This is a genomic window from Shewanella psychrophila, from assembly GCF_002005305.1.
In the GTDB taxonomy this organism is placed as follows: domain Bacteria; phylum Pseudomonadota; class Gammaproteobacteria; order Enterobacterales; family Shewanellaceae; genus Shewanella; species Shewanella psychrophila.
This window is the reverse complement of sequence record NZ_CP014782.1, coordinates 1,915,596-1,928,300: the sequence shown is the minus strand read 5'-3', so window position 1 is coordinate 1,928,300 and position 12,705 is coordinate 1,915,596. Positions and strand designations below refer to the sequence as shown.

The window sequence follows — 12,705 nt, the reverse complement described above, 5'->3', positions numbered from 1 at the left end:
TGTCCGTTTATCGTTATCAAGTGTCTAGCTGAATAACCAGTACTGAACAGGATCGGCAGGGCACTCGAATGGACCACATTCAGCGAAAGTACTGAGTACGTTCATCAGGGTGACCAAAAGCACTGCGCCAACAGCGACTTTACTCAGTAGCGGCATTTTAGACAGGCTTTGATACTTTACCTCTTGATACTGAGAGGTAAATGACAGCATGACACCAGTGCCCAATACGATCACCGAGAACGTGATAAAGGCCCAGGTGTAAAAATGGTATGACAGGAATGGGTCGCCATAAAAAGGCGTTCCAGGGATCACGTGTAATGCAACTTGTCTAAGGGCTACCGCAGCACCAAATAGTGCGCCGAATAGCATAATGCCGTAATGCGAGGTCCTTGGACCATAAATAACATTACAAAGCAGGCCAAACATGACGGCAACGAAACCAACCCTTTGCAATAGGCACAAGGGGCAGGGAAGCTCACCAGCGGCAAATTGAGAGTAGAAGGCGAATGCCAGTACCAAAGAGATGGCGATAGCGCCAAGTGCATTGAGTTGTCGCGATAATGATTCAGTCATCTTAAGCGTCCTATAATAAAATTGCGAGAGTGTCGGTTGCATGGTGTGAGAACCAATAGAGACTCACCGCAAGAGAGACACCAAAGCCATAGAATGCCAAGTTACGTTTGCCCTGCACCGCTAAAATCATAGCGATTAAGAACAAACAAAATATCAATGCCATCATAATTATTCCCCTAAATTATAATTGGTTATGTGGATATATTTTTAGAATATATCTTATATCTATTTAGTTAAGCAAGGAGTAAATTAGCCAGAATAATTAGATCAACAATACAAGCAACACAAATTTTCAAAAGGGTTTAATGCTTGAAACATCTGTTGATAGTATGTATCAATAAATGACCATGGTAATCAGTATGATAATCGGTTTACTGCGCTTTGGTGTTAATTTTTATCGTCATGGATATGATGTAAAGTTTTTTGTATTTGGTCATGTAAATGTTCAATAATCTTAAGTTTCCAAGTCATCTAGAGCTGAGTTAGCCTAGATTAAATAAACTGTGGAACTGAGATAATTCTCACTTTAATTTTTAAGGAATCAGCCAATGGCACAGGATCACGACCATAATGCACCCGGTCACACTCATGGCACCGGTAATCAAAGAGCGGTCGGGATAGCAGCCATTCTGACTGGCGGATTTATGATTGCCGAAGTGGTGGGCGGGCTCATATCTGGCTCACTTGCGCTGATAGCAGATGCTGGGCATATGTTGACGGATTTTGTCGCTTTGAGCTTGGCCTGGTTCGCTTTTCATCTGGCTAAGCGCCCGGCGTCTTGGAAAGCCACTTATGGTTTCGATCGTTTTTCGGTATTGGCTGCTCTGGTTAATGGTCTTTCTCTGTTTTTGATCGCCGCCTGGATCTGTTTTGAAGCCATTAAGCGGCTTAATGAGCCCGTAGAAGTCCTTGGCGGAACCATGCTGTTGATTGCCGTTGGTGGTTTGATTGTTAATATTCTTGCTTTTTGGATCTTGACCCGAGGTGAGAAGGACAACCTCAATATCAAGGCGGCACTATTACATGTTGCGGGAGACTTGCTTGGCTCGGTCGGCGCTATCATTGCATCCTTAGTCATTATTTATACTGGCTGGACACCCATCGATCCTATTCTCTCAGTATTTGTTGCGATCATTATTCTGCGTTCAGCCTGGCACGTCGTGCGTGAAAGTGGTCATATCCTGTTAGAAGGTGCGCCGCGGGACTTCGACCGACGTAAGCTTATTCAGGAGTTAGAAGCTGAACTCTCAGGCGTGATTAAGGTACGACACGTCCATGCATGGTCTATCACGCAAGAGCGACCCATGATCACCCTAGAAGTCGATGTCAACGAAGATGCAGACACAGATCAGGTCAAAATAGCAGTTAAAACCTTGCTGAAAGAGCGCTTTAATATTGCTCACTCAACAGTTGAGATCAATCAGTACAGCCAGAAGCAGGGATCTGAACTCAAGAGCTAAAAGCACAATGATGTTTAATGATATTTTATAAGGATGTGGCGATTATTGGCAACCACTTATTAACAGGGAGTAAGGAGAGGGACACCACAAGATCAACCGATAACTTCTATAGTTAGATGATACAAAAACGATGATGTATCAATAAAGGAAAAACTCATGGGTTTAGCGGACATAGTACAAGCAGGCTGGGAAGCCGTAGGTGCGGGGGACTTCGATACCTTAGTGGCTGATTATGTGGATCAGATGGTGTTTATTATGCCAGGACAAACCGATGTATTAAAAGGTCGACAAGCATTTCGCGAAGCATTAAACGGCCTAGGAGGACTACTGCCACCGGGGTTTGAAATAACAGCTTTGCGACAAATTGAAGGGGGGAGCGAAGTGGTTTCTATTGTTGAATGGAAGTCAGACAAAATTGCAGGCTCTCAGCTTTCAGTCTTGTTCAGATTCGATGGGAACAAAATCTTTGAAGAACGATGGTTTGTCGATACCGAACAATGGAAAAATGCATTTTGACTTAGCTTCGAATGAAGCGTCGTTCAGAGAGTATCAATAGGTGGAGCATTGTCTTGAGCTTGCCGCTGTATCTAAACTCTCTGAACATCAAAGTGACTCTTCAATAGCCCAATGTCTTAGCTGTTTTAGTATGGAGATTGATTTAACCATGCCCTAGTCACAGCATCTATAGGCATGCCTTCCCGTGATACTTGATAGTCAAGCGCCGCAATGATTTCATTTGAAAAGCGCAGTGCATCTAGTCGGTCCAATTGTGCCTGAGTAAATAGAGATACTCGGTCCTGGCGCAGCAAAAGTACGGCTCTGTCTACGATACCTAGCAAGCCTTTTGGTTCTGATATCTCACGAATTTGGTAGCTGTGGTGCAAGAATTGCGGCTTCCATAACGGCACTATAATCCACTCTTTATTGTTTACGGCTGTTTCAAATGCACCAAAGCAGTCTTCTTCACTGCCAGTATTAAAAGAGTAACCTGCACCCTTAAGGGCATATTCATCCATCATTTTGATTGAGAAACGAGTGATTCCAGCACCAGGGTTAATCCCCTGAATATTTTTATTCATGCGAACAATAACATCGGGTTTGACTAAGTCGCTGACTTGCGAAACCACCTCTTCCGGTACGTAATCAGGCACTCCCCAAAGTGCATAGGGTTGGTAATGCAAACCTAGCTCAAGTAAAGGCTGGGCGGCTTCCACATCTGATTTATAGATACCATGGCTAGAAGGCAGCCATGCAGACGACAACATATCAATTTCGCCAGACTTTAGCTTAGCGAAGTTGTCTTGATGAGGAGAGTAAATACGCTCAACTTCAAAGCCCATTTCTGATAATACGTTATACACAAGCGATGCTGCGACATGGTGAAAAGATAGGTCGGTAACCCCGATAGTAATCTTGTTCGACATAAAGTGGTTCTCTTAAATTTTCTTTGAAAGCGATGCAGAGCCATTGTGCTAGCTGTGCATAATTGGGCTTAGATTAAACGTGATTCTTGTTCGTTTAAAGCAGCTATAAATTGATTTATTATCAAATTTAAATTGATAATAAATAGGGCATGTTGACCGTGATGACTTTGATGACTTTGATGACTTTGATGACTTTGATGACTTTGATGACTTTGATGACTTTGATGACTTTGATGACTTTGATGCCATAGAAGGGCTATGCTGTTAAGATCCGCAGCTGCTGTCGTACTTGCGCGATTGGTATAAGAAGTCTGTGTGGTTTTATTCGCTGGGTATGATATTTTTCTTGAGTAAGCACAAATAGTTTTGCTTACAATCGTCTAACTAACTGGCCAGTAAGTTAATTAATGGCACTATTAAGCCTTAAATATTCAAGTTATGGAGTCAGTCATGGAGCAAATTTTACTGGAAACCGAGAGACTTATCTTACGCCCGTTTGCGTTATCAGATGCCGTTCAAGTTGCCCATTTGGCTGGCGATCCTAAGGTATCAAGTCCAACCATGAATATTCCATATCCCTATACCTTAGAGATGGCAAAGGGGTGGATATCAAGCCATGCAGCTAGATGGCAGGATGGCTCAGGATTAATTTATGCCGTCACGGAAAAAGAAACTGACCGATTATTGGGTACGGTCAGCCTAGTACAAATTTGCGGTAAAAAAGCCGAACTGGGTTATTGGTTTGGTGTGCCCTTTTGGGGACGGGGTTACTGTTCGGAGGCTGTTACAGCCTTGACCGAGCTATCTTTCACTAAATTGGGCATAGATCACCTCCAAGCCGAACACTTATCAAGCAATCCGGCTTCGGGGAGGGTAATGGTAAAAAATGGTATGAAGCCTGTGGCGAGTATAATGAGAGAAAATCGAGACGGCATACTGTCCAATGTTGAGACATATGAAAGAAAATGTCCTCAGATATAACTTTTACCCGAGTTCATTTTTTGGGTAATGGTATCTCGTCATTCCGGTAGCGCTTTTGAGCCGGAATCTAGAGGCTTGTGGTGTCGGTATATGTCATTCAAGGTCGTACTTTTATCCAGTCCATTATCTAATGGAGGAAGCTTGTGTAAACCAGGTAAACCACGCTTTTTTCTCATCTTCAGATGCTTGAGATTCCATTCCTTTAAGAAGTAGCAACAATAGCCTATGGTCTTCAGCTTTTGATGAATAAAATAGTGGATCGTAAAAACATCGACGTTGAACTAACTTTAATTGGGAATCAAATCCTTTTCTTATCCCCTCAATACAGAGCAATTTAGCCTCTTCATGTAGTGCTTTATCATTGTCTTTGAGTAAGTAAGCCACAGGACCAAACAGCAAGATCAGTGATAACCTCCCTGGCGGGCATTTATTCCAAGCATTCAATTTTTCCGCCTTAGCAAGCTGAAGGAGATCGAACCATTGCAATTTTACATCATTGGTGAGGGATTCAAGCTCAACTCCATTCCCTTTATCGTATATATCGAACCATTGATTTAGGAAATTATTCACTTTTGTATAACTCCAGTTTGAACAAGGATTTTATGGTTTTATCGTGTAGCTATTGTTGAGGTAAATATAGAACTTGAATAATTTTGGGCACCAACAATGCTTTTTTGGCCAAAAGAAGGCAATTATTTAAAATTATCTTCTCTATAGTGAAGGGGAGAACAATGATGGGCTACTATCCTAAAGAACAGTTGACGCGAGTCAAATCGTTAGTTAGAGGTTGGTGATCTTCTCTGTGAATCCAAAGGGCATAACGGAATTTAAATAAATGTCCTGTGAAAGCCCAGGGCTGATGAACCGCCCTGAGCGCCATATAAGTTTGTATGACTACAGGATTAGAAACGACCTGTGAGTGCGATACCTAAACCCACACCGTCTATATCCCCATTAATGATTTTTGAGACAGCGAAGTTAGCGGAAAAATCATCAGAGATGCGTAACCAATAAGCTGTCCTGATATCGAAATCCCCATCATCCGAATCACGCGTATACCCTGAGCCAACAGACCATGAGTTGGATACGTACCAGTCAGCGCCTAAGGTGTAGTTGTTTTCTGAGTCGGCATGTAGCCAGTTTGCTGATAAATCAATACCAGGCGTGGAGTCTAATTCTAAATAACGACGAATGGTTAATCCGTAACTTTCCTCTGCATTGTCATCTGTGCCATCATCAAAAAAAGCTGAAAATGAGGTGTTATCATTAACATAATAACCCAGTTCAACGCCGTAAGTGTTGAGGTCAACATTACCGATACTGTTACGTTGGTAGTTTAGGCCCACAAACCAATTGGAATCGAAGACATAAGTGCCATCAACACCGACGGTATCAATATTTTTGTCATCAAAATTAGTATAGAGTGCCCCGATATTAGATTCTTGAGCCAGAAATCCATTGAGTGCGTAAGGGCTGGTGTTTTGTTCTACAGGATTAACATAGTATCGGTAGTTGACGCCTAGAATCCCATCTCCCATTTCATCTGAATTGGTCAAATAACCGACACTAGCTTCATGTTGAAAGGCATTATCCTCGGCAGCCATTGCGTTTACACTTAATAGGGCTATCGCCAATGTTGAAGCTGTAAATAATCTCATTCTCTTTCCTTGATATATCACGTTGATAACTGCATAAAGTTAAGCGAATTTAAAGGATTCAGCCTGTTTACAGGCTGAGTTTTTAGTCGCCACACAATATGTGGGGGCATAAGGTAAACATAAAACAGCTAGAATGTGAATATAAAAAGTAAATTAAACCAATGTGTTGCAATATTGTTCCATTTCCATTTTTGTGACGCTGTTTGTGTTGAGACGCCTGCAGAGTGGTGTCTGAGTGTAAGGTGTGTGGTGGGTTTTATAGGGGTGTTCTGCGTAAAAGATGCTGGAGTGTTATATATGTTATCTAATTTGGTTTTTGAGCGATAAAACCTGTCGCAATACGGGGTATAATGAGTGGATAAACTCAGAGTTTAAGCGTTTTCTGAGTTCATTTGAGCTTATTCGCTAGGCCCCTTTATTTTGATCGACTTCTCTTTCACTAAATTGGTCATTGTTTCTCGTCATTCAGGTAGCGTTTTTGAGCCGGAATCCAGAGGCTTGTGGTGTTGGTATATGTCATTCAAGCTCGTACCTTCAATTTAATCTAACGTCTGCCAAGCGCGGGAAATGCACTCTTAGACTTTCATTTTCAGCCCTTAAAACAACCGCTAATTTCTTTATATCCCGCTCAGTCGTTAGAGAATGGCTTAGCATCTGATTACTCTGTTGGGATTAACTCTGCTTTTTACTTACTTGCTGCGGGTTCGCGTACTCATTGATCTTGTTGTGTTTGCAAAGTGTTAAAAAAGACAATGCGTCAGCTAATAGTGAAAGATTTACCGCTCCAAGCCGTACTTGTTTCTTGTTAATTATATAACTAAGGGCAGGACAGAATCATGATTTCAAAAAATGTTAATAGCCTCATTAAGGTCAGTATTTTATCTAGCTTATCAATCTTCTCAGCACCATTGTTTGCTACTGAGAAAACCATCCCCGAATTAGTCGATGCCGTTAATGGTACTTTGGATACTGAAAGTCGTGAAGCGGGTAAAAAGGTAAAATTGCGTAACCACGCTAAAGGCTTTTGTACGTCAGGTGTATTTAAACCTTCGGCCAAAATAAATAACGCATTAGCTATACCACTTTTTAATCAAGCAGAAATCGGGGTTATCGCACGTTTCTCCCTCGGAGGAACCAATCCACATGCCTCAGATAAGGGAGCTGGTCGTTTTATGTCACTCAAGATTGATGGCAATAATGAAAGCTTGAATTTTGTGACTACGAATTCGCAAGTCTTTTTTGCGAGTGATATTGACGATTTTTTTACCTTTCAAACCAAAGTCAAACAAGGGGCCGAAGGTAAGCAATGGCTGATTGATAATAAACCTGATGCGAAAGCATTCTTTGAACATATAGATCAGATGTTACCGAGCTCTAGCTTTGCAAACAGCGCTTACTTTGGTGTTAACAGCTTTCTATTTAATACTTATGATAATCAAATAACGGCAGGGCGTTGGATATTTGAACCTGTTGAGGAGAAAAGTACGCTATCCCAAGTTCAATTAGCTCATCTAACTGATGATTTTTTAAAAGAAGAGTTGTTAACACGTATAAAAGCTAAACCAGCAATGTGGAATGTGTATATTAAATTTGCTGAAGAAGGTGACTCTATAGATGATCCTACTATTCTATGGCCTGAATCTCGCCAACACTTGTTAGTAGGAGAAGTGATTATTAATGGCAGTCGAGATGATGAAGCTGCAACTCTACAATGTGAGAAGAGTATTTTTAATCCAGTACAATTACCTAAGGGAATAGCCCCGTCAGCAGATCCAATATTAAATGCCAGAGCACCAGCCTATATAGAGTCTTTCATTAGGCGTTTATAATTGTAACTGACTGAGTTGTCAGTTAAGTCGCTGCACATCCCCGTGCTAGCGACGTTAATTATTGTCGTACTTATGTCGAGTTCAACATGCAAAGATAAACCGCCGCCATTACCTATCCTCAACCAAGATCACAATTAACTGACTAGGGCCATGAGCCCCATAGGCTAACGTCTGCTGAATGTCAGCCGTTTTTGAGGGACCAGAGACCAAGACAATATTGGTCGGCATTTTCTCCTGCCACGCTTGCTCACTCATCATCCCGGCGAAATTGCTAACGATAGTCGAACGCTTGATTAACGCGATATGACAAGGGGGAATTAATGATAAGGTTCTGGGTTCAGCCCTATCTGGCCAAAGCACTAAGGTGCCAGTATCCGCTATGCCGCCAAAACAGTGTGTTATCCCCGCATCGACTTCATTAAACAGACGTGACTTGAAATCTTCAACAACTGAATCAAACTGAAGTAAATCACAGTGTCGCGCCCCTGCCAGTATCTCTGCATAAAACTCCCCCTTTTCGCAGTGATAAGCAGTGCACTCATTAGCGGCGCTATCACTCAAGGTTTCATCACAAGCACAGCCTAACACCACGCTCTTATATGCCTTACTTGTCAGCACCTGTGTCAGTGTTGCAGCTATTTCTGTTGAGTTGACGCAAATAACCTCTGCATGATTCGCTGATAAACCCGCGATAAATCGTTGTGTTAGTAATTGCTCATCTTGGGTTTTCCACCTTGGATAACTCAAGGTTTCTTTCTCTATGGGAGGGAGCTTAACCCGGTTAAGTCGAGCTAATATTGCCCGTTTAGCTACCCTGCTGGAAGCCGTTAGACTCATGATGTCTCTCCCTTTTTTTTGTTACGCGTTTTTATAAGCTGATGCAAGGTGTTATCGGCAAATTTGGGCGAGGTCCGACATTGTGTCCATGGGCCTATATTGTCTGGCATTAAGCCTTTGAGTTTTGTTGCCGACCACGTTCCAGCGTGATAGAGAGTGGGGGTCGTCGCGGCAAACGCAAACCCTTTCATTGCTAATGACTCTAAGGTACTGGCCGCAGAGGCTTGACCTGTCATCGGTATCATATCTGCCTCAGGGGGATTTTTCGCTGCGGTACGTAATCGCTGCAATATATCAGGAATAGGAATGCGAACCGGGCAGACTTCAGCGCAAGCCCCGCAAAAGCTAGAGGCCGTCACTAACTCTTTCGTCTTATCAAGTCCCATAAGATGCGGTGAGATAATTTGACCTATCGGACCTGGATACACAGTGCCGTAAGCATGTCCGCCAACACGCGTATAAACAGGACAATGATTCATGCAGGCTCCGCAGCGGATACATTGCAAAGTTTTACGCATGTCTGCATCTTGATAAGCTTGAGTCCGGCCGTTATCTAACAAGACAAGATGCACCTCTAGAGGACCATCTCGCTCCCCACTTTTGCGGGGAGAACTGATGATATTAAAGTAAGTGGTGATGGCTTGTCCTGTGGCTGAGCGAGTCAAGGCACTGTACAGCGGCGGCACATCGGATAAAAATTCAACGACTTTCTCTATGCCGGTAATGGCGATATGCACCTTAGGGACAGTGGTACACATGCGGCCATTGCCTTCATTTTCCACTAAACATAAGCTGCCAGTTTCGGCAACCGCAAAGTTAACCCCAGATAGGCCAATGTCAGCATCGTAGAATTTCTGTCTGAGGCGAGTACGTCCCGTTTGAATCAGCTCATCGACATCGAGTGTCGGCGTGAAATTATCTAAGTGATGCTCAAAGGTATCACTCACCTCCTGTTTATTTTTATGAATAGCAGGCATGATGATATGAGACGGTTTGTCACCATCGAGTTGGACGATATACTCCCCCATATCACTCTCCAGGCATTCAATACCTAACTTGGCCATCTCATGATTGAGCTCAATTTCTTCACTCACCATAGACTTGCCTTTAATGATCAATTTTGCCTCATGACGCTGAGCTATTCTGGCAATAATATCATTGGCTTCATCACTATTTTCCGCCCAATGTACCTCAATACCATTGCGGGTACAGTTGGTGTCCAACAACTCGAGCAGTTGAGGTAATTTACTCAAGCAACGCTGGCGTATCGCTTCAGATAGGTCGCGAATTTTCTCCTCTTCGACCGGATCATGAAAGGCGCTTTTACGTTTATCCTGCAGGTAATCCATTGCCCCACGAAAGTTCTGTCGCAACTGAGGATCACCAAGCGCTGCTTTAGCTTGAGAATGAAAATGTTCAGGACCCTTTGATGAATGATTCATCTCACTTACCTCCGATACGTTCGAGTAAGAAACTGGCGATATGGCGACCTTTCAACGATTGCCCTTGATACTCAAAGGCCCCATTAATGTTCAATAAACATCCCCAGTCAGCACTGACCAGCACTGCCGCTTTGGTCTCAGATAAATGACGTGTCTTATCTTCCACCATTGCCTGACTGATGTGAGGATGGCGCACAGCAAAAGTCCCCCCGAAACCGCAACACTCACTTTCATAGGCTGGTATTTTAAGCTCTACATTTTGCAGCTGGTTGAGTAACTGAGTTGCGGTCACATGAACGTTCATTTCACGGCGAGCAGCACATGAAGTATGCATCACCACAGACGTAGCATCCCCTTTGTCTTCGAGTTTAATTCGACACACATTGACCAAAAATTCAGTAAGCTCAAATACCCGGTTGCAAAATTTCTCTACTGTCGCTTGGGCACTATCACCTTGGTACAGGCGACGATAATGGTGATGCATCATGCCCCCACAGGACCCCGACAACACAATCACGGGCCAAGGATCAACAAAGAGATCCATCTGGTTTTGTGCCACAAGTTTGGCTTCCTTGGTATAACCTGAGCTATAAGCGGGCTGACCACAGCAGGTTTGCTTTTCAATAAAAATCACCTCGAGGCCTTGTTGCTCAAGTAAGCTTATGGCATCGAGTCCGGCCTCGGGATCGAACATATCCACGAGACAAGTGCCATAAAAATACACGGTTTTAGGTTTTGCCGGATAGATCCGCATAGGTGGCTCCTTGTTGGTGTGACTCGTTAACCATTAGTGCATCGGTAATATGGAAACCGTAAATCATAATTAATCCCACAATGCCGGTGATAATAAGATAGTACAGAGTAGGGATAATGGTCTTGCGCAACGTCGCCCCTTCTCGACCTAACAGGCCAACCGTGGCTGAAGCGGCTACCACATTATGGATTGCAATCATGTTTCCTGCCGCCGCACCCACCGCTTGCAATGACACCATCGCGGCACTCGACACCGCTAACGTATGAGCGACCTCAAACTGAAACTGGCTAAACATCATGTTTGACACTGTATTTGAACCTGCAATAAAGGCCCCTAAAGCACCAATGCTGGCACTAAAACCAGGGAACAAATCTCCCATAACGTCTGATACGAAATGAGCCGTAGTCATCGGCATACTGGCTAAATCAGCGGCGTTAACGCCAGAGTTAATGAAAATCCGCACCATAGGTATAGTGAACATAAGGACGAAGCCAGCCCCCATTAAGGTTTTACTCGACTCACCCAATGCACTGGCCAAAGGTTTTACACTGCCAGATTGCAGTAACGCGGCCAACACGGCGACAAACACAAGAACACCACCAGGGAGATAAAATGGCTCAATAGAAGCACTGACCCCAACTTCTCCAAGGATGTGATTAAAAGTGAAACTCACGCCTTGCAGTAACCCTTTTAAATCTGCACTCACACGACTAGCGACCAAGATAAACGCCAACAGTACATAGGGCGTCCAAGCTAATACCAGATTCATCGGCTTGTTATCCTCTTTAATCTCCATTTTTAATGAACCAATCCACTCCGTAGGCCAGCGTGCTTCCAGTTTAAAGTCCCATGTTTTTTTAGGAACAAGAAAACCTTTCTTAGCCGCAGACACCACAATCGCCAGACTCACTAAACCACCGATAAGCGAGGGAAATTCAGCCCCAAGCAACATGCCGGTTAATGCATAGGGGATAGTAAAAGCTAAGCCTGCAAACAGTGCAAAAGGCAAGATATCCAGACCTTCGGCCCAGCTTCTTTTTTCGCCAAAAAATCGAGTTAACATCATGGCCATTAATAGGGGAATAAACGTCCCGACAGCGGCGTGGATTAACGAGACATTGGTGGTGATTTCTTGTAAATAGACGTCCCAATTTGAGCCATTTGCAACAAGGGCTTCTGTGATGTTATGGGTATCGAGGCCTTTGTTTACTCCCACGATAATCGGCGTGCCAACCGCACCAAATGAAACCGGGGTCGATTGGATCATCATCCCCATCAATATGGCTGCCATTGCAGGGAAACCGATTGCTACTAGCAGCGGTGCAGCGATAGCCGCAGGAGTACCGAAGCCGGACGCGCCCTCAATAAAAGAGCCAAAACACCAAGCAATAATAATGGCTTGGACACGTCTATCGGCTGAGATACCCGTGAAACCATTGCGTATCGCATTTATTGCGCCAGTATGCTTCAACGTATTCAGTAAAAAAATGGCACCAAAGATGATCCACAGCACTGAAACCGTAATGCCCAAACCTTGCAGTGATGAAGCAACGACACGGGTGACTGTCATCTCCCAGTTACATAGCGCGATAATAACGGTCATTATAAAAGCCACTGGCATGGCTCGTTTTGCTGGCCAGTTGAGGGGGACGAGGAGGACGCCTGCGACCACAATCGGGGTGAATGCGATTAACGCGAGTAGGGTTTGGTTCATGCTTATTTATCCTTTAATCTCACTATTGACCTA

At 43.7% G+C, this 12,705-nt stretch carries 13 protein-coding genes; 4 read left to right on the top strand and 9 right to left on the bottom strand.

Features of this window, described 5'->3' with window-relative positions; genetic code table 11:
- Positions 1-24: 24 nt before the first annotated feature.
- Both sps_RS08535 and sps_RS28475 read right to left on the bottom strand, forming a co-directional pair.
- Entirely contained in the window at positions 25-573 is a 549-nt protein-coding gene (locus tag sps_RS08535) for a disulfide bond formation protein B (protein ID WP_077751958.1), read from the bottom strand.
- Between the two features lie 10 nt (positions 574-583).
- A complete protein-coding gene (locus tag sps_RS28475) occupies positions 584-739 on the bottom strand; it encodes a DUF5993 family protein (protein WP_169915725.1) in 156 nt (51 codons plus the stop codon).
- A 382-nt stretch (positions 740-1,121) separates the two neighbouring features.
- On the opposite strand from sps_RS28475, the gene sps_RS08530 reads away from it, so the two are divergent.
- Together sps_RS08530 and sps_RS08525 are read left to right on the top strand one after the other, a co-directional pair.
- Positions 1,122-2,033, top strand: a complete 912-nt coding sequence (locus tag sps_RS08530) for a cation diffusion facilitator family transporter (RefSeq protein WP_077752143.1) — start codon at positions 1,122-1,124, stop codon at positions 2,031-2,033.
- A 156-nt stretch (positions 2,034-2,189) separates the two neighbouring features.
- Positions 2,190-2,549, top strand: a complete 360-nt coding sequence (locus tag sps_RS08525) for a nuclear transport factor 2 family protein (protein WP_077752142.1) — start codon at positions 2,190-2,192, stop codon at positions 2,547-2,549.
- A 125-nt stretch (positions 2,550-2,674) separates the two neighbouring features.
- On the opposite strand, the gene sps_RS08520 is transcribed toward sps_RS08525, so the two are convergent.
- Positions 2,675-3,457, bottom strand: a complete 783-nt coding sequence (locus sps_RS08520) for a glycine betaine ABC transporter substrate-binding protein (protein WP_077752141.1) — start codon at positions 3,455-3,457, stop codon at positions 2,675-2,677.
- 450 nt (positions 3,458-3,907) lie between these two features.
- Here sps_RS08520 and sps_RS08515 point away from each other — a divergent pair, with 450 nt between their 5' ends.
- Positions 3,908-4,438: a GNAT family N-acetyltransferase gene (locus sps_RS08515; RefSeq protein WP_169915723.1), complete on the top strand. Its 531-nt coding sequence runs from the start codon at positions 3,908-3,910 to the stop codon at positions 4,436-4,438.
- 123 nt (positions 4,439-4,561) lie between these two features.
- Here the strand turns inward: sps_RS08515 and sps_RS08510 are convergent, their stop codons facing one another.
- Both sps_RS08510 and sps_RS08505 read right to left on the bottom strand, forming a co-directional pair.
- On the bottom strand, positions 4,562-5,008 hold the full coding sequence (locus sps_RS08510) for a DUF924 family protein (protein ID WP_077752139.1): 447 nt from the start codon (positions 5,006-5,008) through the stop codon (positions 4,562-4,564).
- Positions 5,009-5,340: 332 nt separating this feature from the next.
- Entirely contained in the window at positions 5,341-6,096 is a 756-nt protein-coding gene (locus tag sps_RS08505) for a putative porin (protein ID WP_077752138.1), read from the bottom strand.
- Between the two features lie 836 nt (positions 6,097-6,932).
- Between sps_RS08505 and sps_RS08500 the strand changes: the two genes are divergently transcribed.
- Positions 6,933-7,925, top strand: a complete 993-nt coding sequence (locus sps_RS08500; protein WP_077752137.1) for a catalase family peroxidase — start codon at positions 6,933-6,935, stop codon at positions 7,923-7,925.
- Positions 7,926-8,033: 108 nt separating this feature from the next.
- Here sps_RS08500 and sps_RS08495 read toward each other — a convergent pair whose 3' ends face one another.
- The 4 genes from sps_RS08495 to sps_RS08480 are packed head-to-tail and all read right to left on the bottom strand — an operon-like array spanning position 8,034 to position 12,672.
- Positions 8,034-8,762, bottom strand: a complete 729-nt coding sequence (locus sps_RS08495) for a LutC/YkgG family protein (protein WP_077752136.1) — start codon at positions 8,760-8,762, stop codon at positions 8,034-8,036.
- Positions 8,759-10,204: a LutB/LldF family L-lactate oxidation iron-sulfur protein gene (locus sps_RS08490; protein ID WP_077752135.1), complete on the bottom strand. Its 1,446-nt coding sequence runs from the start codon at positions 10,202-10,204 to the stop codon at positions 8,759-8,761. The genes sps_RS08495 and sps_RS08490 overlap by 4 nt, the downstream gene beginning before the upstream one ends.
- A gap of 1 nt (position 10,205) precedes the next feature.
- Positions 10,206-10,958, bottom strand: coding sequence for a (Fe-S)-binding protein (locus sps_RS08485; RefSeq protein WP_077752134.1), 753 nt, complete (start codon positions 10,956-10,958; stop codon positions 10,206-10,208).
- Positions 10,933-12,672, bottom strand: coding sequence for an L-lactate permease (locus tag sps_RS08480; RefSeq protein ID WP_077752133.1), 1,740 nt, complete (start codon positions 12,670-12,672; stop codon positions 10,933-10,935). Before sps_RS08480 ends, sps_RS08485 begins: the two co-directional genes overlap by 26 nt.
- Between the last annotated feature and the right edge of the window lie 33 nt (positions 12,673-12,705).